This is a genomic window from Myroides odoratimimus, assembly GCF_030326305.1.
Lineage (GTDB): Bacteria > Bacteroidota > Bacteroidia > Flavobacteriales > Flavobacteriaceae > Flavobacterium > Flavobacterium odoratimimum_A.
This window is the reverse complement of sequence record NZ_JACAKB010000001.1, coordinates 178,624-202,511: the sequence shown is the minus strand read 5'-3', so window position 1 is coordinate 202,511 and position 23,888 is coordinate 178,624. Positions and strand designations below refer to the sequence as shown.

General features: G+C 35.7%; 17 protein-coding genes. 9 read left to right on the top strand and 8 right to left on the bottom strand.

What is annotated here, in order from left to right; translation table 11 throughout:
• Positions 1–15 precede the first annotated feature (15 nt).
• The 3 genes from HX049_RS00925 to HX049_RS00915 all read right to left on the bottom strand — a co-directional run bounded on the left by HX049_RS00925 (position 16) and on the right by HX049_RS00915 (position 5,428).
• Complete coding sequence (locus HX049_RS00925; RefSeq protein ID WP_286413441.1) at positions 16–993, bottom strand: ribonucleotide-diphosphate reductase subunit beta; 978 nt, start codon at positions 991–993, stop codon at positions 16–18.
• Positions 994–1,385: 392 nt separating this feature from the next.
• A complete protein-coding gene (gene odhB, locus HX049_RS00920; protein WP_286413440.1) occupies positions 1,386–2,606 on the bottom strand; it encodes a 2-oxoglutarate dehydrogenase complex dihydrolipoyllysine-residue succinyltransferase in 1,221 nt (406 codons plus the stop codon).
• 50 nt (positions 2,607–2,656) lie between these two features.
• Positions 2,657–5,428, bottom strand: a complete 2,772-nt coding sequence (locus tag HX049_RS00915) for a 2-oxoglutarate dehydrogenase E1 component (RefSeq protein ID WP_286413439.1) — start codon at positions 5,426–5,428, stop codon at positions 2,657–2,659.
• A gap of 114 nt (positions 5,429–5,542) precedes the next feature.
• Here HX049_RS00915 and HX049_RS00910 point away from each other — a divergent pair, with 114 nt between their 5' ends.
• A complete protein-coding gene (locus HX049_RS00910) occupies positions 5,543–6,118 on the top strand; it encodes a hypothetical protein (RefSeq protein ID WP_286413438.1) in 576 nt (191 codons plus the stop codon).
• 57 nt (positions 6,119–6,175) lie between these two features.
• On the opposite strand, the gene HX049_RS00905 is transcribed toward HX049_RS00910, so the two are convergent.
• The 4 genes from HX049_RS00905 to HX049_RS00890 all read right to left on the bottom strand — a co-directional run bounded on the left by HX049_RS00905 (position 6,176) and on the right by HX049_RS00890 (position 9,320).
• Positions 6,176–6,523, bottom strand: coding sequence for a hypothetical protein (locus HX049_RS00905; protein ID WP_286413437.1), 348 nt, complete (start codon positions 6,521–6,523; stop codon positions 6,176–6,178).
• Positions 6,524–6,535: 12 nt separating this feature from the next.
• Positions 6,536–7,510, bottom strand: a complete 975-nt coding sequence (locus HX049_RS00900; protein ID WP_006266276.1) for a polyprenyl synthetase family protein — start codon at positions 7,508–7,510, stop codon at positions 6,536–6,538.
• Between the two features lie 231 nt (positions 7,511–7,741).
• On the bottom strand, positions 7,742–8,686 hold the full coding sequence (locus HX049_RS00895) for a hypothetical protein (RefSeq protein WP_286413436.1): 945 nt from the start codon (positions 8,684–8,686) through the stop codon (positions 7,742–7,744).
• 511 nt (positions 8,687–9,197) lie between these two features.
• Complete coding sequence (locus HX049_RS00890) at positions 9,198–9,320, bottom strand: hypothetical protein (RefSeq protein ID WP_286413435.1); 123 nt, start codon at positions 9,318–9,320, stop codon at positions 9,198–9,200.
• Positions 9,321–9,698: 378 nt separating this feature from the next.
• On the opposite strand from HX049_RS00890, the gene HX049_RS00885 reads away from it, so the two are divergent.
• The 6 genes from HX049_RS00885 (at position 9,699) to HX049_RS00860 (ending at position 18,184) form a co-directional block, all read left to right on the top strand.
• Complete coding sequence (locus HX049_RS00885) at positions 9,699–10,301, top strand: TetR/AcrR family transcriptional regulator (protein ID WP_286413434.1); 603 nt, start codon at positions 9,699–9,701, stop codon at positions 10,299–10,301.
• Positions 10,301–11,620 (top strand): TolC family protein, encoded by a 1,320-nt coding sequence (locus tag HX049_RS00880; RefSeq protein WP_286413433.1) that lies wholly within the window; start codon positions 10,301–10,303, stop codon positions 11,618–11,620. The genes HX049_RS00885 and HX049_RS00880 overlap by 1 nt, the downstream gene beginning before the upstream one ends.
• 30 nt (positions 11,621–11,650) lie before the next feature.
• A complete protein-coding gene (locus tag HX049_RS00875) occupies positions 11,651–12,712 on the top strand; it encodes an efflux RND transporter periplasmic adaptor subunit (protein WP_286413432.1) in 1,062 nt (353 codons plus the stop codon).
• 27 nt (positions 12,713–12,739) lie between these two features.
• Entirely contained in the window at positions 12,740–15,925 is a 3,186-nt protein-coding gene (locus HX049_RS00870) for an efflux RND transporter permease subunit (protein ID WP_286413431.1), read from the top strand.
• A gap of 197 nt (positions 15,926–16,122) precedes the next feature.
• Entirely contained in the window at positions 16,123–17,019 is an 897-nt protein-coding gene (locus tag HX049_RS00865; RefSeq protein ID WP_286413430.1) for a helix-turn-helix domain-containing protein, read from the top strand.
• A 163-nt stretch (positions 17,020–17,182) separates the two neighbouring features.
• Positions 17,183–18,184, top strand: a complete 1,002-nt coding sequence (locus tag HX049_RS00860) for a beta-ketoacyl-ACP synthase III (protein ID WP_286413429.1) — start codon at positions 17,183–17,185, stop codon at positions 18,182–18,184.
• A gap of 115 nt (positions 18,185–18,299) precedes the next feature.
• Here the strand turns inward: HX049_RS00860 and HX049_RS00855 are convergent, their stop codons facing one another.
• Positions 18,300–18,584 carry a helix-turn-helix domain-containing protein gene (locus tag HX049_RS00855; RefSeq protein WP_006262765.1) on the bottom strand — a complete coding sequence of 95 codons (285 nt, stop codon included), beginning with the start codon at positions 18,582–18,584 and terminating at the stop codon, positions 18,300–18,302.
• A gap of 468 nt (positions 18,585–19,052) precedes the next feature.
• Between HX049_RS00855 and HX049_RS00850 the strand changes: the two genes are divergently transcribed.
• Both HX049_RS00850 and HX049_RS00845 read left to right on the top strand, forming a co-directional pair.
• Positions 19,053–21,434: an outer membrane beta-barrel family protein gene (locus HX049_RS00850; protein WP_286413428.1), complete on the top strand. Its 2,382-nt coding sequence runs from the start codon at positions 19,053–19,055 to the stop codon at positions 21,432–21,434.
• A 30-nt stretch (positions 21,435–21,464) separates the two neighbouring features.
• Positions 21,465–23,834, top strand: coding sequence for a TonB-dependent receptor (locus tag HX049_RS00845; protein ID WP_286413427.1), 2,370 nt, complete (start codon positions 21,465–21,467; stop codon positions 23,832–23,834).
• The last annotated feature ends 54 nt before the right edge of the window (positions 23,835–23,888 follow it).

The window sequence follows — 23,888 nt, the reverse complement described above, 5'->3', positions numbered from 1 at the left end:
TTTTTAAGTTAACAATTAAAAATCTGCGTCGAAGCTAATCTTATTACCTCCTTCTTCTTTAGAAATCACTCCTGCCTTTTGGTATTCAGACACACGCTTTTCGAAGAAATTTGTCTTCCCTTGTAAAGAGATCATATCCATAAAGTCAAAAGGATTTCCTACATTATATTCTTTCTCACATCCTAATTCTACTAATAATCTATCTGTGACGAACTCTAAATATTGAGTCATTAAAGTAGCATTCATACCGATCAAGCTAACAGGTAGAGACTCTGTAATGAATTCTCTCTCTATATTTAAAGCATCTACTAAAATCTCTCTAATACGTTCTTTAGGAACTTTATTAATCAAGTGATGGTTATGTAAGTGTACTGCGAAGTCACAGTGTACTCCCTCATCTCTAGATATTAATTCATTTGAGAAAGTAAGACCAGGCATAAGCCCTCTTTTCTTTAACCAGAAGATCGAACAGAACGCTCCTGAGAAGAAGATACCTTCTACAGCAGCAAAAGCGATTAAACGCTCTGCAAATGAGTCAGACTCTATCCACTTCAGTGCCCATTCTGCCTTTTTCATAATAGCAGGGAACACCTCAATAGCTCTAAACAACTTATCTTTTTCTTCCTCATTCTTCACATATGTATCGATAAGCAGAGAATAAGTCTCACTGTGAATATTCTCCATCATAATCTGGAATCCATAGAAGAACTTTGCCTCAGCGTATTGCACTTCATTTACAAAATTCTCTGCTAGGTTTTCGTTTACAATACCATCAGAAGCAGCGAAAAAAGCAAGGATATGCTTGATAAAATAACGTTCATCTTCATTTAGCTTATTGTTCCAATCAGATAAATCTTGATGTAAATCAATCTCTTCTGCTGTCCAAAAGCTAGCTTCCATCTTCTTATACCAATCCCAAATATCATGATGTTTGATAGGAAATATTACGAATCTATTTTTGTTTTCAGTTAAAATTGGTTCTTGAACAGCCATACTATATTGAATATAAAAGATTAAAATATCACGAGAGTACTCCTCCTCTCTTTTACAAATATGATGCTTTTTTTGCTCTATAAAAAATTAGTGTACAAGCTACTTATTCACAAATGGTACAAGTTATTAACAATTACTAACAATCAACAACTTACACAAAAACCTAATTTACAATACTTTACAAAAAACAATATGAGTGCTTTAAATAGCCCTACCCTACTAGCACTAAGGGATAAGACACCCTATTAAGACAGCAAACCAATAGACTAAATATTGCGAAATACAGCTTAATTATTTAGCACAAAAAGCTCCGCAATGTGGAATATATAACATAAAAAAAACGGCAACTATAAATAGTTGCCGTTTCATATATTTCAAAAAGTTTCTAACTACTAAAGTTCGAAAGCTTTTTTAGGATTATTACCTAATAATAATTCTGTTGGGTTCTCTAAAGCTTCTTTAATAGCTACTAAGAAACCTACTGACTCACGTCCGTCGATGATTCTGTGGTCATAAGATAACGCTACATACATCATTGGGTGAATCTCAACTTTTCCATCTACAGCGATAGGACGCTCAATGATATTGTGCATACCTAAGATAGCAGACTGTGGAGGGTTGATAATTGGAGTAGATAACATAGATCCGAATACACCACCATTAGTAATAGTGAATGTACCACCTGTCATCTCATCTACAGTGATTTGTCCATCACGAGCTCTGATAGCTAAACGCTTGATTTCAGCCTCAACACCACGGAAAGATAATAACTCAGCATTTCTCACTACTGGCACCATTAGACCTTTTGGTCCTGATACAGCGATAGAGATATCAGCGAAGTCAAACTTGATTTGGTCTTGACCATCGATCATAGAGTTCACGTCTGGATATAATTCTAGAGCACGAGTAACCGCTTTAGTGAAGAAAGACATAAATCCTAATCCTACACCGTGCTTAGCTTTGAAAGCATCTTTATACTCAGCTCTTAATTTGTTTACGTTAGTTAAGTTAACTTCGTTGAAAGTAGTTAACATAGCAGTCGTGTTTTTAGCTTCTACTAGACGCTCAGCTACCTTACGACGCAACATAGACATTTTTTTGCGCTCTTCTCCTCTTGGTCCACCAGTTGGCGTACCCATAGAAGCTTTTGCGTTTACTGCATCTTCTTTAGTGATTCTACCATCTTTACCAGTACCAGTTACAGTAGCAGGGTTGATGCTTTTCTCTTCTAAAATTTTCTTAGCAGCTGGAGATGCACTTCCAGTAGCATAAGTAGTAGCTGCAGCTTGCACAGGTTCAGCTTTAGGAGCTTCTGCTTTAGGAGCCTCTTGAGCTGGTTTAGCTTCTGTAGAAGCACCTCCTGCAGGTTTTGCAGCACTCATATCGATTAAACAAACTACTTGCCCTACAGCAACAGCGTCACCTTCTTCTGCTTTTAAAGTGATAATACCACTTTCTTCAGCTGGTAATTCTAAAGTTGCTTTATCTGAATCTACTTCAGCAATAGCTTGGTCTTTTTCAACGTAATCTCCATCTTTTACTAACCATGTAGCGATTTCAACTTCAGTAATTGATTCACCTGGCGAAGGAACTTTCATTTCTAAGATGCTCATCTGTATATGCTTTAATTAAATATTGTTATGTAAAAATACGTTTTTTTCTATTATAAATTCTTGTCGAACACTTTTGCGATAGCTTCTGCATAACGTTTTTTAGAACGTACAGAACTTCCTGAAGCTGGCGCACTGAATGCTTGGTTACCTGCATAACGCAATGGTTTCAAGTCAAAGTTCATTAACATATGTCCATAAGCACCCATGTTACGTGGCTCTTCTTGACCCCATACGAAGTCGTCTGCATTAGTATACTTCGCTAATACTTCAGCTATTTGTTCGATTGGCAATGGGAATAACTGTTCGATACGAACAAATGCAATATCCTTTCTACCTAATTCTTCACGCTTAGCTACTAAGTCGTAGTAGAACTTACCACTACACAATACTACTGATTTTACATCTGCAGCATTTACATTAGCATCGTCTATCACGTATTGGAATTTACCATCTGTAAAGTCACTGATAGAAGATACCGCAGCTGGGTGTCTTAATAAACTCTTAGGAGACATATTGATTAATGGCTTTCTGAAGTCAGTGATCATTTGTCTTCTCATTAAGTGGAAGAAGTTAGCTGGAGTAGTTACATTCGTTACGAACATATTACTTTCAGCACATAACTGTAAGTAACGCTCTAATCTAGCAGAAGAGTGTTCAGCACCTTGATTCTCATATCCGTGAGGTAATAACATCACGATACCGTTCTGGTTACTCCATTTATCTTCAGCAGCAGAGATATATTGATCCATCATAATCTGAGCTCCGTTAGAGAAATCCCCGAACTGTGCTTCCCAGATAGTTAATGTATTAGGATTAGTCAATGCATAACCATACTCAAAACCTAAAACAGCGTACTCAGCCAATAGAGAGTTGAATATTCTCATTTGACCATTTTGCTCTTTTAATTGGTTTAATAAGATGATTGACTCTTCTGTATCTTCTGTTTTCACTACAGCATGTCTGTGTGAGAATGTACCACGCTCTACATCTTGACCTGACATACGCACATCGTATCCCTCTGTCAATAATGTACCATACGCTAATAACTCACCCATAGCCCAGTCTAAAGCATCTTTCTCGAAGAACATTGCTTTTCTATCTCCGATAAGTCTTGTCACCTTATTGATGAATTTCTTATCACTAGGCAATGCTGTAATAACTTCAGCTATAGCAGTCAATTTCTCTTTAGAAACTTTAGTGTCATAGTCAGCTACCATTTTGTCACGACCTGCGATGTGGAATCCATCCCAGTTCTCTTCCATAAATGTTCTAACCTTAGCAAATTCTTTTTCACGAGAAGTGCTTAACTCTTGTTCTAAAGCATCTTTATATTGTTGCTCTAAAGATTTTACGAAAGCATCATCTACCACCTTATCCTCTAATAATCTAGCGTTATAGATATTACGAGAGTTAGGGTGTTTAGAGATTAGCTTATACAAGATTGGTTGAGTGAACTTTGGTTCATCTCCCTCGTTATGTCCGTATTTACGGTATCCAACTAAGTCAATAAATACATCTGTACCAAACTGCATACGGTAATCTAAAGCGAATAAGAATGCTCTTACTGCAGCTTCAGTATCGTCAGCGTTAACGTGTAATACAGGAGATTGAGTTACTTTAGCAACATCTGTAGAATAAGTAGAAGAACGACCATCAGAATAGTTAGTCGTAAAACCAACTTGGTTGTTTAATACAATGTGAATTGTACCCTCTGTCTTATACCCTCTAAGTTTAGCCATCTGTACAATTTCATAAACAATTCCTTGTCCAGCGATTGCAGCATCTCCGTGAAGAGCGATAGGTAATACCTTAGATGGTTGATCTACAAAGATAGTATCTTGTTTCGCTCTAGCGATACCCTCGATAACTGCTCCTACTGTCTCTAAGTGAGAAGGGTTAGGAGTTAAGTTAACATGAATCTCTTTTCCAGAACGAGTCTTACGCGTAGAAGTAAGACCTAAGTGATACTTAACATCTCCGTCAAATCCTTCAACTGCATCATAATCTTTACCGTCAAATTCAGCAAAGATATCTTGTGCAGGTTTGTGGAATACGTTAGCTAATACATTAAGACGTCCACGGTGTGCCATCCCTACTACGATCTCCTCTACTCCTTTTTCAGCAGCAGCGTCCATCATAAAGTCCATAGCTGGTATTGCAGCCTCTAGACCTTCTAGCGAGAAACGTTTTTGTCCAACGTATTTTGTGTTTAGGAAGTTTTCAAAAGAAACTGCCTCAATTAACTTGTGCAGAATTTCTTTTTTCTCTTCACTATCAAATTTTGCCTCTGTAGCCTCATAGTGATTTTGAATCCATTGTACAGCAGCATCATTAGTGATGTACTTGTATTCAATACCTAATGTAGTACAGTAAATTTTCTCTAATTGGGCAATGATTTGTCCCAATGTAGTAGTTGGTAGTTGTATTGTTTTTGCAGCCTCAAAATTAACATTCAAATCTGCTTGAGAAAGACCAAACTTCTCTAAACTCAAATCTGGATGCTCTACTTTTCTGTCTCTTAATGGGTTTGTTTTAGTCAATAAATGCCCATAAGTTCTGTAAGCGTCAATTAATTTTAATACAGCAAACTCCTTTTGAAGTTGCCCTAACTGCGCTGAACTATCTACACCAACACTATTACTTGACGTATAAGCTTGTGATAATTGCTCAACAGGCCCACCATTGTATTCATTTGCAAAGTCAAATCCCTGAAAGAAAGCTCTCCAGCTTGGCTCTACGCTATCTGGGCTCTCTAAATATTGATCATATAAATCTGCAAAAAATGCAGTGTGTGCCGCATTTAAAAAGGAATATCTATCCATAATTTCGTCTAAAGACCTTTTGTTTAAATATTATATCTACAAAAATACAACTCTTTATGACAAAACTATAAACTTTTGCTTATTTTTATCTGATAATTATTTTATAAAATTGAAATGAAAAGATTTAACATCAACTATTTACTGTTTTTTTTATCAATATCATTTTTTTTAGGTGGCTCCTTTTCCATTCTTGCACAAGATCAAGGAAATAGCTCCAAAAATTATGATTTTAACAAAAGGTGGAAATTTGGTGGTGGTCTTGGAGTTGGCTTCGGAAGTGGTTACACAGATGTCATGGTTGCTCCGAGCGCATTATACCAGGTTAACCCTTATTTTGCAGCAGGTGTAGGACTACAGGGAAGCTATATCAGTAGTAAAAACAGAAGCTACTACAATAGTAGTATAAAGGAATACAACTCTTGGCTATATGGAGGTAGTATAATAGCACTGTCGAACCCCATACCAGAAATACAACTTTCTGCAGAATTAGAACAGCTAAGAGTAAATAACACCTATAAGTATCACACAGGAGAAAAACTAGATGACAACTTCTGGAACACTGCTCTATTCTTAGGTATAGGATACAGTAACGGACCTGTCACCATCGGTGTGCGATACAATGTCTTATATAAAGAAAAAGACATGGTGTATGGAAGTGCCTATATGCCTTTCGTTAGATTTTACTTCTAATCATTATAGTATAAAATAAAAGAAGCACCTTATAAGGGTGCTTCTTCTATTTTATATTTACAGTGTACTTCGTATATACACCTTTTGATACTCTCTTTTTAAAATCAAGTAAGTCACTTGCTTCAAGTAATCCTCTATATCCATACCTTTAATAGCCTTGATATCTGCCTCTGCGATATCTATTCTGTACAGTAGACTAGAAAACTTAGATACAGATGTCTGTGTCACTATTTTATGCAACTGATTATAAACTTCATAAACCAACTTAGAAGGTGTATCTGCCACTATCTCTATAGAAGGGTCCACAGTCATACGAAAGTCTTTCTCGACTTGCTTTACTAATTCTCCCAGTAGATTATACTCACCCACCTTCTGTTCTATATACAGTACAGCCTCTTCTATCATGACCTAGTCAGTTTATACTCTTCTATCCATTAGTTCATGACTAAATGTTCTCAATTGCTGTTTTTTATCTTCCGCAATGTCCATTTGGTCTAAGATAGCTAATGCTTTAATTGTGTACTCCTCAATCAAGTTTTTAGAATCACTAGCAGACCCCGTCTCTATAAATAACTCCTTTACACGAGTTACTTTCTCCTCTGCATTCTGTTCTGTACTAGAGAAATAGTTTACTAATTCCTCACGTTGTGATTCATTTGCATTCATTACTCCTTTTAGATATAAGAATGTCTTTTTATTTTCTAGGATATCACCTCCCACTTGTTTACCAAATGTAGCTGCATCACCGAATGCGTCAAGATAATCATCTTGTAACTGGAACGCAATCCCTAAGTTAATACCAAAGTCATAGATATCCTCAGCATTCTTCTGGCTACTACCTGCTACGATAGCTCCCATCTTTAAGGCTGCCCCTACTAGTACTGCAGTCTTAAACTTAATCATCTGAATATACTCCGGAATACTCACATCGTTTCTATTCTCAAAACAAATATCCCATTGCTGTCCTTCACATACCTCAATAGCCGTTTTACTAAACAGCTTAGCTAAGTCACGGAACGTATCGCTCTCATAGTTTTCAAAGTACTGATATGCTAATATCAACATCGCATCTCCAGACAAGATAGCCGTATTGGTATTCCATTTCTCATGTACAGTCTGATGTCCTCTTCTAAGAGGTGCATCGTCCATGATATCATCATGCATTAAAGAGAAGTTGTGAAATAATTCGATAGCCGTAGCTGCGTGAATGGCTTTCTTAGGATCAATACCAAAAACATCAGCTGCCATTAAAGTCAATACTGGTCGAATTTGTTTCCCTCCTAATGATAATATATATGAGATCGGTTCGTAAAGTTCCTTTGGAGTACCTGATAAAGAAATCGAATCTATAAATTCAGAAATCTGCTCTTTATACTTAACTATTGATTGCATTACTTAAATTATTTTGTGTAAAAATACGCGTTTTTTTCGAAGATAATCATCTATATCCCTTTTTTAAACGGTTATCACTAATGCTTATCTAAAAATACCATTCTGTTTATCCTCTTCATACTTCACTGTACAGTATGATAATTCTATTCTTAATATCTGTTGATTATGTTATTCTATCTACCACACCACTTTTAGTATAAAGAGAATATCCTTAGCACCTAAAGCTATTGCCTAGTTATCCGTCATCAATCTTTCTTCTGTATCAGGTGCTATACGATGTTCAAAACTAAAAGCAAGTGAGCTAGCACCAGCTCGTTTATATACCCTGATCATAACCTTATCTATAGGATGAGCAAATACGATAGACACTTGATTTCTCCCTTTGTGGTGTACACCTTTCTTCACTTTTTTTGTTTCACCTGTTCTAGAGACATCTCTTATGACCTTACCCTCTTCTGACATCCCATAGACCACGATATAATAATCACTATTATAAGGTAAGTCTAAAGTGACTTCCTTATCATCCGACCTCATCAGCTTTACTTCACCCAACTCTGTTTTTACAAGTGGTTCTCTATTGCTAATCTCATAAGTATCCTGTTTTAGGATATCGATCTTTCCTTTGTATACAATAGATCGTATCGGTCTATCCACTAGATACCCAAACATATTCATAGACTCATCGTACACATCCCACATCTTCATTTCTAACTGTGTCACCTGTTCTGTATCTATATCCGCAAGTATATTATTGCCCTCTTGCGCTGGATGACTACTTATTCGCTTCGTAGTAACATAAATTCCTTCTGCATCAGCAGAAGTACCATCGACATAATTAATTTTATAAGGAGTCAATACTGGTAACAATTCAGGATTATCAAAAAAATAACGTCTATCAGGTACGCCCAATACTTGATTTAAATCTATCATTTGTCTCTTAAATCTAGTAATCACACCAGGTATACTATCTGTAATTACCTCCACCTCCTGACCTGCATATAGTGCACTTAATCTCACTATTTTCTCGTCTGTGGTTAATTCTACTAATTCCCAACCAGAGCTAGTCTCATCCACACTCTCGATAGTCTCCACCATCACCTCTTCTATAGGAGTATCAATAATCACCTGCTCTTCATCATCCTTACAACTGCTAAACAGCAGTGCTAATGAGATCATGTTTATTAATAAAACTCTATACATACCCTATTCAATAATTTAGTAGTACCTCTACTACATTCATTTATACAACCTTAAAACGCAATACTTTATTAGAATCTACTATTAATCACTAAACTTTCTTTCACATTTTACACAACCCTCTAATCTCTTTTTTCACAATCTTTAATTCCTAAAAACCATCCTTTAGTTAAAAATGCCTATTTATTAAAACATATAAATTATAAACTATAAATATAATTATATTATTTTAACAATTAACTATAAATCACTAGAATAGTCTATTATGGAGATAATGCCTCCTTATGGATGTATTGCCTTACTATGACTAGCACGTATAACCTTAACTCACTAACAATCAAAATACCACATATAACAACTCTCCTACCCTTCGGATAGTATTCGGTAATATGCAGTATTTACTAGGCTTAAAAGGTTGTTTTCCGAACTGTATTCATCTAACACCCGAATCATCTCATACTAACGAATCTACCATCCCTTATTACATGAACTAAGCTCCTATAGTTACAATCATTTTAGTCTCTCTGCTATCATAAATATATACTCTGTCATACCTTATTCCCATTAGCATTGCTACCATCACGATCGCAGCTTGATGGCATAGTGATCGCATAAAAAACAGCTTTAATTATGTGACCACTATGCGATAACTATCCGATAACTATGCGAGCAGTACCAAAAATTAAAACGCAACTCAGCACTAACAACGGTTTGACTCGCATACTGCATTACTGTACTTCTGAACTCAAATTTATCTTCTAAACTAGCCAATATTGATCATAAATAAGATAGCTATAACCTATTTGTCACTTTCTTAAAAAACTTTTTTACAAACAAAAGTTTCCTACATAAAAACACCTTAATACCTTATATACAATATATTACAAAAACAAAGAAACTAAACAATACGTTAAAGTTTCCTTAATCACCAAAGAAACTAATTAAGTTTTAAAGTTTCCAAACTATATTTGCCAAACAAATAATTAAAAACATGGAAACCCAAATATTAGAAAAAGCAACCCAAATGTTTCTTAGTCAAGGATTTAAGACCGTGACTATGGATGATATAGCTGCTGAACTGAGTATCTCTAAAAAAACAATCTATCAACACTATGCTTCTAAACCAGAACTAATAGAGAAAGCATTAGCAAGTATCAATGCAAAGTTTCTAATCACATTAGAACAAACACTAAAAGAAGGTAGAGAGGCAATACCCGAAATCTTAGCTGCTCATGATGATATCAATCAGACCTTCTTAATAGACTCTTCTGCCTGCTTCTATCAGCTGACGAAATATTATCCTAAACTGGCGCAAAAGCAAAAGATATTCCATGAGAAGAAATATGTTCGCCTTATAGAACAGAACCTCGAAAAAGGAATCAAAGAAGGAGTATACCGCTCTGAGATAGATATAGACTATGTGGCTAGATTTCACATCGCATCCTTAGTCGCTATCGAAGACCTAGACTACTTCCCTGACTCAGATTACAGTCATCTAGAGATACATGCGCTGCATCTAGAATATCACATCCGCAGTATTGCTACGGAAAAAGGATTAAAAATATTCAAAGAATTAACTCAGAAGAATAAATAATGAAGACATTTAAAATAACGCTTATTACACTATTAGCGACTTTTATTGTAAATGCACAAGAACCTCTAAGTCTTAAAGATGCACTGCACTATGCCTTACAGCACAAAGCTGAGGCTAAGCAAGCTACCTTAGATATAGAGAATAGCCAGTATCAGATAGAAGAAGTAAGAGCGAATGCACTACCGCGTATAGATATAGAGGCGAACTTACTGAACAATGTGAAGATACAGGAGATGCCTCTAACGATGGGTGGACAGACACAGATGATTCCTTTTAATCTAAAGTGGAACTCTAATATCACTGCTACAGCGTCACAAGTACTGTTTAACCAAGCTGTCTTTATGGGACTTAAAGCGGCACGTACTGCTAAAGAGTTTTATATCATCAACAAAGAACTTACAGATGAGCAGATTATAGAGAAAGTGGCGAGTACATACTATCAGGTATATCAGACGAAAGCTATGCTGAAGACGATAGAGACTACCATAGAGAGTACTACGAAAATAAAGAACATTATAGAAGACCTGCATAGCAATGGACTGGCTACACAGATAGACCTAGACCGTACTAAGGTAAGTCTTAGTAATATCAAAGCTACAAGACAAAAAATCGTCAATGCGATAGACTTACAAGAGAATGCACTAAAGTTCTTTATGGGAATGGATGTAAACACCCCTATCGCGATGCCAGACACAACTTTTACAGTAGATGACAGTGGTATACTAGCAGAGAATAGAATAGATGACAGAACAGAAATACACCTATTAGAGAAACAAAAAGACCTACTAGAGTACAAGAGAAAGTCTATCGTTGCGGACTATTATCCATCGTTAGCAGCCTTCGGAAACTTCGCTTATCAAGGGCTTGGGGACAAGCTACCTTGGGGAGGTTCTACAGCAGATAAAGTGTATTGGATGAACACCTCAGCAGTAGGATTACAGTTAAAGATACCTGTGTTTAGTGGGTTTGCTACACGCTCTAAAGTGAGACAAGTAGAAATCGAACAAAAGAAAGTAGATGTACAGATACACGATGTAAAGGAGGCACTATCACTAGACTTTAGCAATGCACAGAAGTCATTAGAGAATGCTCTAATCACCATAGATATTCAAAAAGACAATGTAGGTCTAGCTAAAAGCATCCTGTCTAATATCCAGAATAACTATAAGCATGGTCTGGCTTCACTAACAGATTTACTCAATGCTGAGAATGCGTATACGGAGGCAGAGAATAACTATACTACATCTATGCTAGATTATAAGCTAGCACAGATCCAATTAATAAAAGCTCAAGGAGAATTAAAGAAACTATTAGATTAATCGTACAAAAGATCTAACATAACCATCATCATGAAAAAAATAATTATCGCCTTAGTACTAGTCGTTTTAGGAGGAGGTCTAGTCTATATATTATCAAGTAATAAAGCTAAGAATGACCGCGAAACTGCTATCGTGGCTGAGCGCAGTGCAGAGGTAACTGTGAGAGCAGAACAAGCTAAACTACAGGTATTCGATGCTTCGTATAAAGCAAATGGAAACTTCATGCCAGAACAAGAGGTAACAATCTCAGCAGAAACACCTGGGCGTATCCATAAACTATTAGTAGACGAAGGGTCTCGTGTACAGAAAGGTCAAGTATTAGCACTAGTAAATAGCGATCAGATCAACGTACAGGTACAGAATGCTGAAGCAGCCTTAGCTACTGCTAAAGCGGATGCAACCAGATTTGAGAGTGCATTTAAGACTGGAGGAGTGACTCAACAACAGTTGGATCAAGTACGTCTTATGCTAAAAAATGCAGAGGCTAACCTGAAGTCTGCTCGTATCACGGCTGGCGATGCTAATATTAAAGCACCTATCAGTGGTATCATTAATAAGAAACACGTAGAACTGGGGTCTTTCGTAGCACCAGGTGCTCCGTTATTTGATCTAGTGAATGTAGCCCAGCTTAAGTTAAGAGTGAATGTAGATGAGAGCCATGTGGCTAATCTAAAAGAAGGAGATATCATTACTGTAAAAGCAAGTGTATTGCCTAACGATACCTTCCAAGGCAAAGTGACATTCATCGCCCCTAAAGCTGACGCTGCACTAAACTATCCTGTAGATCTATTAATAGCTAATAATCAAGAAAACAAATTAAGAGCAGGTATGTATGGCTCAGCGATATTCGATGGAGAGAAAGATGCGGGTACTCCTATCCTATTAGTACCGCGTAATGCATTCGTAGGTAGTGTTAGTTCTAATCAGGTGTACACTATTATACAAGGAAAAGCAGTATCTAAAAAAGTAATAGCAGGTCGTAACTTCGGGGACTTCGTAGAAGTACTAGAAGGCCTTAAAGAAGGTGAGACTGTTATCACATCAGGACAAATCAACCTAACAGAAGGTGCGCCTGTATCAATCATTAAATAACATCCTCTAAAATCAAAGGATCGACTTATGAAAATAGCCGAAATATCAATAAAACGTCCTAGTATCATTATCGTAATGTTCATTGCATTACTGCTAGGTGGTTTATTTAGTTATAAAAATCTGAGTTACGAATTAGTTCCTAAGTTTGAAGTAAACGTAATTACAGTTGCAACAGTCTATCCAGGAGCTTCACCTTCTGAGATAGAAAATACGGTAACCAAAAAAATAGAAGATGCTGTAGCCTCGCTAGAGAATGTAAAGAAAGTAGAAGCCATGTCATTCGAGAGCTTGTCTACCGTGATGATATACTTAAACTCTACTGCTGATGTAGATTTATCTCTTAACGATGCTCAGCGCAAGATCAACGCCATTCTAAAGGACTTACCTAAGGATGTAGATCCTCCTTCGCTACAGAAATATTCACTGAGTGACTTACCTATCCTTACACTGAGTATCACGAGTGACTTAACAGAGAAAGAGCTATATGACTTATTAGACAAAAAGATACAGCCTATCTTCTCTCGTGTGAATGGAGTGGCTAAGGTAGAGCTTATCGGAGGAGAAGAAAGACAGATACAAGTATTACTAGATCCTAAAAAGCTAGAAGCGTATGGACTTAGTGTACCTATGGTACAGCAGATCATCTTAGGGTCTAACTTAGACTTCCCTACAGGTAATGTAAAGTCGAATGACAAACAAACCATCATTCGCCTAGAAGGAAAATACAAGGATGTAGAGGAAATGAGAAAGCTAGTCATTGCTTCTCAGGGTGGTATAGATATTCGCTTAGGCGATGTAGCTGATGTACAGGACGGTATTAAAGAAATCGAAAAGATCGCACGTCTGAATCAAAAGTCTACAATCTTAATGCAAGTTATCAAACAGTCAGATGCCAATGCAGTGACTGTATCAGAGCTAACGCATGAGACTATCACAGAAGTAGAACGCAACTACAGTGACCATAACGTTCAAATCAAAGTAGCGAATGACTCATCAGAGTTCACATTAGAAGCAGCGAATGCTGTAATGTTTGACTTATTTTTAGCGATAGTCTTAGTAGCATTCGTGATGTTGTTCTTCCTACACAGTTTGAGAAACGCTATCATCGTGATGGTAGCTATCCCACTATCCTTGATTGCGACATTTATTGGGATATATTTATTGGGATATACGCTAAACTTACTGAGTTTATTAGCCCTATCCTTAGTAGTAGGTATCTTAGTGGATGACGCCATCGTGGTAATCGAGAATATCCACCGACACATGGAGATGGGAAAAAACAAAGTACGCGCATCGTATGATGGAGCTAAAGAGATTGGATTCACCGTTACTGCTATTACATTAGTAATCGTAGTAGTATTCTTACCGATCGCGATGTCATCTGGTCTAGTACCGAATATCATTAAACAATTCTGTGTGACAGTAATTATAGCGACTATGTTATCGTTATTAGTGTCATTCACTATTGTACCTTGGTTATTCTCTAGATATGGACGTATCGAAGTGATTAAACCATCTACTTTCTTTGGCAAGATTATACATGGATTCGAAAAGGGGTTAAACTCATTCACACACGGGATTTCTAATTTACTAGTGTGGTCGTTAAACTCTACTCGTAATACGATCATTGTCATTGTTATCGTAGCGATATCATTCTTTGCATCGATAGCTTTATTACCGATGGGATATATCGGAGCAGAGTTCTTCCCTAAGACGGATAAAGGAGAATTCTTAGTACAGCTAGAATTAGATAAAGATGCGTCCTTACAACAGACAAACAAAGTGACTCAGAAGGTAGAAGACTTCTTAAGCACTAAACCTGAGATAGTAGATATGATCACTACAGTAGGCCAATCTTCTGAAGGATATGGTGGAGCACAAGCTACTAAATACAAGTCTGAGATACACGTAATCCTAACAGATAAGAAAGATCGTAAGGAAAACTCATTCGTATATGCTGCACAGCTTAAGAATGAGCTAGCGCCACACATCGCTGACGCAAAAGTAAAGACAGTACCCGTAGGACTAATCGGAGCTGAAGAAGCACCTCTAGCCTTAACAGTAACAGGATCTACCTTAGACGATGCTATGGACTTCGCTATACAAGCGAAAGAGCTATTAGATAAAATACCGGGTACGATGGAGACAAAGCTGACTACAGAAACAGGTAGCCCTGAGATCAATGTACAGGTAAACCGTGATAAAATGGCTGCACTAGGTCTAGATATGTACACAGTAGGGATGACCATGCAAACTGCGTTTAACGGGAATACTGATGGTAAGTTTAGAGCAGGAGAATATGAATATGATATCAATATCAGATTTCAAGAATATGCTAGAACGACGATAGATGATGTAAAAGAGATTAGCTTTAAGAACAATGTAGGTCAAGATATAAAGCTAGCTCAGTTTGCAGATATTAAGTATAGTTCTGGTCCCTCTATCCTAGAGCGTAGAGATAAGAGTCCGTCTGTGACTATTAAATCCCAAACGATAGGACGTGCTCCTGGTGCTATAGCAGAAGAGTGGGTACCGCAGTTCGAACAACTGACTATAAAACCTGGGGTTAAATACTTATGGACAGGAACGATGGAGGATCAAGAAGAAGGATTTGGTACACTAGGAGTAGCCTTATTAGCTGCTATTATATTAGTGTACTTAGTAATGGTAGCGCTATATGATAGTTTCTCTAAGCCATTTATCGTGATCTTCTCTGTACCGTTGTCATTCATTGGAGCATTATTAGCATTAGCGATAGCGAATATATCACTGAATATCTTCACGATATTAGGTATCATCATGTTGATCGGGCTAGTGTGTAAGAATGCTATTCTACTAGTAGACTTTGCTAATCACAGAGTAGATGCTGGAGATAGTGTACACGATGCATTAATCGCTGCTAACCATGCGCGTCTGCGCCCAATCTTAATGACGACTATCGCGATGGTGATTGGGATGGTGCCTATTGCACTAGCCAATGGTGCAGGTGCTGAGATGAATAACGGGCTAGCAGTAGTAATCATCGGAGGGCTACTATCCTCTCTACTACTGACCTTAGTCATCGTACCTATCATCTACTCTATCTTCGATAAGATAGGAAGCCGATTCTCTAAAAAAGAAAAAGTAGATTATAATGAGCTAATGACTGCTGACTATGACTACAATGAAGGCTTTATCGATGAGTTCACAGCTAAACATGTAGATAAAAAATAACAATACATCATAACAACAAGCAGAAACCTCTGAGAGATATTATATTCTCTCAGAGGTTTTGATTTTTAATAGATTACTTGTAGTTGCTTTATAGAGGAATAATAATAAAGCGCGCTCTTTCGTTTATTAATCTATATTAACTTCTATCTACAATCTAATTGCTAATTTTAGAAAATAATTAAAACTGTCGATTCATCGTGGATACTTCATATATACAAGTCTATTCTCTAAGCGATATAACGCATCGCTATAAGAATGTTCTAACGGACAAAAGATTAGCTATACTAGATATAGGCCCTAAGCACAAACAGTATTTCGTTATTGATAAGCCGTATCAGTTTACCACCTTTGGACTTATCTTAGTGACGGGAGGTAGATGTGAGATTACGATTAATCTAGAGCCTACTATCATTAAGAAAGACGACTTACTAGTAGTGCTACCTAATCAATTCTTTGAGATCAAAAGACTAACAGAAGACTTCTCTGTAAAAGCGGTCTTTATCGACCCGGACTTATTCTTAGAAGCGGGGTTTCATGTCAAATCTCATAGTTTGATTTCTTTCTTATCATCTGAATACCCAAAGATCATAACTCTGACTAGAGAAGCGTTCAGAGAGTTTAAGAGCAATATCAAAAGACTGACACAGCTGTCTTATAATACGGATAATATCTATGCTAAACAGCTCATCATACACCACTTCTCTATACTGATGTATGAACTAGGCAACTTCTACAGCAAAACTGTATTACAAAAAGACAATACTAAACTGATGAGAAAAGAGGAGTTGGCAAAAAAATTCATCTACCTTGTTTCAACTCATTTCAAGAAAGAGAGAAGTGTACAGTTCTATGCAGAATCTATGTATATCAGTAGAAAGCACCTTACAAAAATCATAGTAGATGTATTCCAAAAAACGCCAAAACAGATCATATCTGAAACCATAATCTTAGAGGCTAAGGTGCTCCTTAGAAACCCTAAATCATCTATCACAGACATTATTAATGAGTTGAACTTTATCGATTTGTCAGTATTCAGTAAGTTTTTTAAAACACATACTGGGGTATCTCCTACAGACTTTAAAAATAATCTATAAAGTTTATTTAGAAGCCTTTGGTATAAAAACGTCTTTTAGACAATTATTACCGTTTAATTATCTATTATAAAAATGATAATAATAACGATATTTGATGCATAAAATCTAAAGATAGCAAGAGTTAAGAAGATTTAACTCACTTGAAATAAAGACGCATAACAATATGATAAAAACAACTACTCACAAAACTATATACGCAAATATCACAGCTATCGGTGGGTATGTACCTGAGCAGAAAAGAACTAATGAGGACTTAGCTAAGGTAACAGACACGTCTGATGAATGGATTACAAAAAGAACAGGGATAAAAGAGAGAAGAATACTAGAGAAAGGACTAGCTACTTCTGATATGGCTATCAGAGCCATAGAGAATCTAATCACTACCTATAACAAAAGTGTTACAGATATAGATGCTATCATAGTAGCTACGTCTACACCTGATATGCCTATGCCCGCTACAGCTAATATTGTATGCGAAAAGTTAGGTATAGAGAATGTATGGGGATTCGATGTCAATGCTGCCTGTTCGGGATTTTTATATGCATTAGACCTAGGAGCATCTCTAGTAGAAAGCCAACGCTATAAAAACGTAGTAATAATCGGAGCAGATAAGATCAGTGCTTATGTCAATATTCATGATCGCTCTACTAATATCCTTTTTGGTGATGGTGCAGGTGCTGTATGGTTAGAACCTTCTACTGAGGTAGGTGTTATGGATGCGCTAATGCAGAGTAATGGCCAAGGAAAAGCATTCTTAAATATAGAAGGTGGAGGCTCACTATACCCTAATACTGATCTAGAAGAGGACGATGACAAAAAATATATCAAACAAGATGGTAAAGTAGTATTCAAGCAGGCTATACAGTCTATGAGTGATGCCTGTCTAAATGTTCTACAAAGAAATAACCTTACAGTAGATGATGTAAACTGGCTGGTACCTCATCAGGCAAATAAAAGAATCATCGATGCTGTAGGGAAACAAATAGAGATACAAGAAGAGAAGACATTAGTCAATATCGCTAACTACGGTAATACTATCGCGGCAACTATCCCATTGTGCATCTGGGAAAATACAGATAAGATTAAAAAAGGAGATTTAGTACTTCTAACAGCATTCGGAGCAGGGTTCTCATGGGGAGCTAGCTTATTGCGTTGGTCAATATAATCGATCCCTTAAAAACATAAAAAGTCCTTAGAAATAGATACGCTATTCTAAGGACTTTTTTATATTATCTCTTCGCAAAAAACTCTCGTCTCTGCGAAAGTTTTTTTATCTAGTTCTAGATATACTTAGCAGGATACTCTATCCCCTTCGCATCTAAATAGGCTAAAAGCTCATTGTGCTTATTTTCTATATTAGAAATACATTCACAAGAAATAGGACAAATAGCTGCAGGAGATATTTCTAAAATCTTAGCAATTTCATACAATACCTCATTCTTTAGCTTTGTTTTTCCACTTTCAATATCAGAATATGCTTTTTGCGAAATTCCTAATCTTTCAGCGACATACTCTTGCGAATAGCCTGAATTCTTTCTTATACTTTTGATTCTTTCAATATCCATAGCATTACTTTTAAAGACTGACTCTCCGTAAAACACTAATTTTACACTAATCTATCTAACAAAAGTACCACTTTTCTACATATAAAGTAAAACATATCAAAAATATACTTAATTTTGTAGAACAAATTTTCATAAACAACAAGCCAGTCTAGCTCAAAATGATTAAAACTTCAATTTGAAATTAATTAATCATATAATCTAGCCTAAGAAAACTGCTTCCCCAAGCAGTTTTCTTTGTTTATAGACCTATTGATTCGTACAACTGTACAACTTTTTTTACTTCCACAGAACATTACTGACCTTTGGTGTTCAAAAAATGTTCATTTTCAGAAAAAAGCTGTTCGATAATGAACAGTACTCTTTTTTAAAACAAACACAAACAACTAAATAACAACAACTTACATTGTTTTTAATTAATTGGCACACAAATAGAATTATACTTTCAAAACAAGTAAACTATAAAACTCAATGAAAGCATTATTTATCTCAACTGCTTTATTCTTAACTGCATTAAGTGTAAATGCACAAAATACATTAAAAGGGTCTGTGCAAAATACAGAAAAAGCTCCTGTGGACTTTGCAGAAATATACTTACTAGATACAAAAGGTAACTTAGTACAATCTGCTTTCACCAATGAACAGGGGACTTTCGAGATACACGATATAGAAAACAATACATACGCATTCCAAATACACAGTTTCGGAGTGAAAGCATATGACAAAAATATAGAGGTAAACCAGTCTGTAGACTTAGGAACTATAACCATACAACAAGATACTAAACTAGACGAAATCGTAGTAGAGTCAACTAAGAAGGTATTCGAACGCAAGGTAGACCGAACTGTGTTTAATATAGATAACTCTGTACACTCTACAAATAACGATGCTGTGGATTTATTAAAACTTACTCCTAGTCTAAAAGTAGATAACGAGAATATCTCTATAGTAGGTAAAAGTAATGTACGTGTAATGATCAATGATAAACTAGTACAGCTAACTGGTGAACAATTACTACAATACCTAAAAAGCATTCCGTCTGACAATATCAAAAAGATAGAAGTAATCACTACACCTCCTGCTAAATATGATGCTGAAGGGAATAGTGGATTAATCAACATAGTCTTAAAAGAAGCTCTTCCTGATGCGTGGAATAACCAAATCAGTGCTGGATATAAACAATCGACTAAGAACTTATTTAGAATTAGTGACGTGTTTAGCTATAATAAAGATAAAGTATCTCTAAAAGCAGGAATAACTGGTACCAAAGGAGGCTTCAATGTGGTAGAGAATTCGACAGTCTACTACCCACAAGAAACATGGAATGGAAAGAGTACGCGTTATAACAATAATGATTACTTATCAGGTAACTTCCAAATAGATTATCAAATCACTGATAAAACATCTATAGGAGCTCAATACAATGGAGGAACAGGAGATCCGAAGTTTGACGATGGTGGTCTTATCACTGTTAATAACCTTGTTAATAACCCTGTGAAACACATTAAAACTAATGCTAAAAATGACGGAGTTAATAACACTCACTCAGCTAATATAAACTTGACACATAAGATTGATACTCTAGGTACTAAGTATACAATAGATGTTGATTATTTCAACTATATCAACAACAAAGAGAGACTTTTCAACACAAATACAGCTAGTGTTGATAACTCTGTTAACAACATGTTCATAGCGAACTCTACGGGTAATCAAAAAATAGAAAACTTCAGTGCTAAGATAGACTTTGAACAACCCTTAAAATGGGCTAAGTTATCTTATGGAGCTAAGGCAAGTTTCGTTGTAACAAATAACAAGACAAACTTCTTTAATCTATCATCTGGTACACCTATAGAAGACTTGAAACAAAAAGACAACTTTGAATACAAAGAAAACACACAAGCTTTATACATTAATGCTAGTAAAGAGTTTAATGATAAATGGACTGCTCAAGTAGGATTAAGATTGGAAACAACGCAGACTACTGGGACATCTGTAGTATATGACATCAAGAATAAAAAGAATTATGCGAAACTATTTCCTACTGTATATATAGCTTATAAGGTAAATGACGATAATACACTATCTATCAACTACAACAGACGTATCTCTAGACCAGCGTTCTGGGAGTTAAATCCTTTTAAATGGTATATCACTGAATATAGTGTAGCTGAAGGAAATCCTAAACTACAACCAGCCTTTACAGATAAAGTAGAATTTACTTATAACTATAAAGGTAAACTAGACTTTAGCTTATCTTATTCGAATACGAAAGACGAATACTCTCAGTATCCAATAGTAGATCCTAATACAAATAACCAAACCTACTTAAGAGATAATATCGCTAACTCTAAAAACTATAATGCGGGTATAAGCTACACATTCAATACATTCCCATGGTTACAATCTCAGAATGGATTATACTTCTTCTATTCAGAGTCTAAGCTAGCTAAAGATGTAAATCTAGAATTGATTAATGGAGGTGGATATTACTTTACAACAAATAATACAGCTTATCTAAATTCTTCTAAGACATGGACTGCTCAAGTAGACTTCTGGTACCAACCGAGTTTAACATCAGGTATATGGGAAGTAGACCAAGCATACGGTCTTAATCTTGGGATGAAATATGCAATGCTAGATAAGAAACTAAACATCTCTCTATATGCAAATGACATCTTTAAAACTGGATCTACAACTGTACATACTAACACGAACAATGTAAATCAGAAGTACTATAACTACTATGACCAACGTTATTTCAATTTAGGTATAAGTTATTCATTTGGAAACAGTAAGATTAAAGTAAGAGATCACCAAGGTGGTAACGCTGAAGAAAGAAACAGAAAATAATATAATACACCCTACTACAACTAACTAACGATGAAAAATTTATTCACATTACTTTTAACTATTCTATGTAGTCAATTCATACTAGCACAGTCTTCTATCAAGGGGACTGTGCTAGACCAATCTGACAAACCTGTAGATTATGCAGAGATACAACTATTTCGACCTAATGATACTTTTGTAAAACAGAGTTTCTCTGACGAAACAGGTCTATTCAGTATGGAGGATATTGCCCAAGGAGATTATGTACTTAAGATATTCCACTTAGGTCAATTAATAAATGAACAACAACTAGCAGTTCATAGTGATATCGATCTGAAAAACATCTCTGTAAAAAATGAGCAACAATTAGATGAAATCGTTCTACATGCTGAAAAAAGATTAGTAGAGAGAAAAGTAGACAGACTGGTGTACAATACAGCAAATAGTATCGCTTCTCAAGGAATGGATGCACTAGAAGCACTAGCTACTACTCCAATGGTCAAAGTACAAAACGACAAAATCAGTATCAGTGGTAAAAACAATGTACGTATAATGGTAGATGATAGAATGCTAGAACTACAAGGGGATGCACTAACAAACTATCTGCGTACACTGCGATCAGATGATATCGAAAAAATAGAAGTAATCACAACTCCTTCTGCTAAATATGAAGCGAGTGGTAATGCAGGTATTATCAATATTATCTTAAAAAAGAACAAGCGTATGGGAGTATATGGAACAGTAAGTTCTAATTATTCTCATAACAACTACAACTCTGGGGGTAGTAATGGTAGTTTAAATTATCAAAATAAGAAGTGGAGTGTGATGCTTAAAGGCAATATCAATAATAGCAATAATGCCAATACAAACGACAACACTTATCAAGATGATAAGAGGTACTTAGGCAACAACTCTTTAAATGAATCTTCTTATAAAAATAGAGGAGCGAGCATCACTACGAACTATCAACTAACAGACAATGCTGTAATAGGAGGTTCATACAATTATACTAAATTCTCTGGGGATCCTAGAGCCTTTACAACTTCTACTTATAAAAGTTATCCTTTTACAGCAACTGATTCTATTATTAATTCAGTAAACCGATCTTATACTAAAAATAACTATCATACAGCTAATCTATTCTTTGATCAAAAACTAGATACATTAGGAAGTAAAATAGCGGTAGGTGCTAACTATTTCTCTAATTCGCCAGACCAATCATTTGATATCAAAGAATTTGATAATAGCTCTGTACTTAGAAGATATAATACCTATACTAATACGCTTAAGTATAGTGTATATAGTCTAAATGCGGATTTAACTTATCACTTGCCTTGGGCAGAAGTAGAGTTTGGAGCAAAGTATACTACTTATGACAACAAAGCTCAAGTAACTTATTTCAATATTAAAAATGGCAATACTACATTAGATCCTCTAAAGAGCAATCGATTTAACTACACTGAAGATAACTATGCTGCATACCTAAGTTTTACTAAACAGCTAACGGATAAGTGGAGTGTAAAAGGTGGAATGCGCTATGAGCAAACAGAGGCAAAAGGTCATCAAGTAGATAATAATGAGAAATTCACAAAGTCTTATGGTAAGTGGTTCCCTACAGCGTACGTATCATTCACGCCTAATGAGACACACTCATTTAGTTTTAATTACTCTAAGCGTATTAATAGACCATACTCTAATGTCTTAAATCCGTTTAAGTATTATTCTAACAGTTATACATATCATCAAGGTAATCCTGAACTTAATCCTTCTTATACAAACAACTACGAATTAAGTTATGTATATAATGGTGCATTATCTGTTAATCTTAATTACTACCATATGACTGATCAGTTTGATTATATGAATAAGTATGTAGATGGTGTATTTATGAGTTCTACATACAATATGCTTAACAGTGATAACTATGGTATGGACATCTCTTATAACAATGCGTTAACAGCCTGGTGGGAGACAAATTCAGGATTAGAATACATAATGTCATCTCCGTATTACAGAAATGAAGAAGCAACACAAGTAGGGTTAAAAGGGAACTTATTTGATTACTATTCACAGAACACATTCTCTGTGAATAACGCAAAGACCTTAAAACTATTACTTAACTGGTATCACCAAATACCACATAAAGAAGACAATACAAGATACAGCTCATATAGCTCACTCTCATTTGGGGCTAAGCTAGCTTTACTTGACAAAAAACTGAATATTAATATGAATATACAGGACATCTTCAATACTGGTAAGAGCAATGGTACTTCTTATTACAAAGACAATGTACAGTCTTTCAAGAACTCTTGGAACTCTCGTAGATTCAGTATAAGTGCATCCTATACATTCGGCAACTCTAAGAACAAAAAAGCAATAAAAGAAGCAAATTTCGAAGATAAAAACAGAAGTAATTAAGTGAATTGAGTTAGTTAGAACAATTATTACTTATCATCCCCTTACCTATCAGTA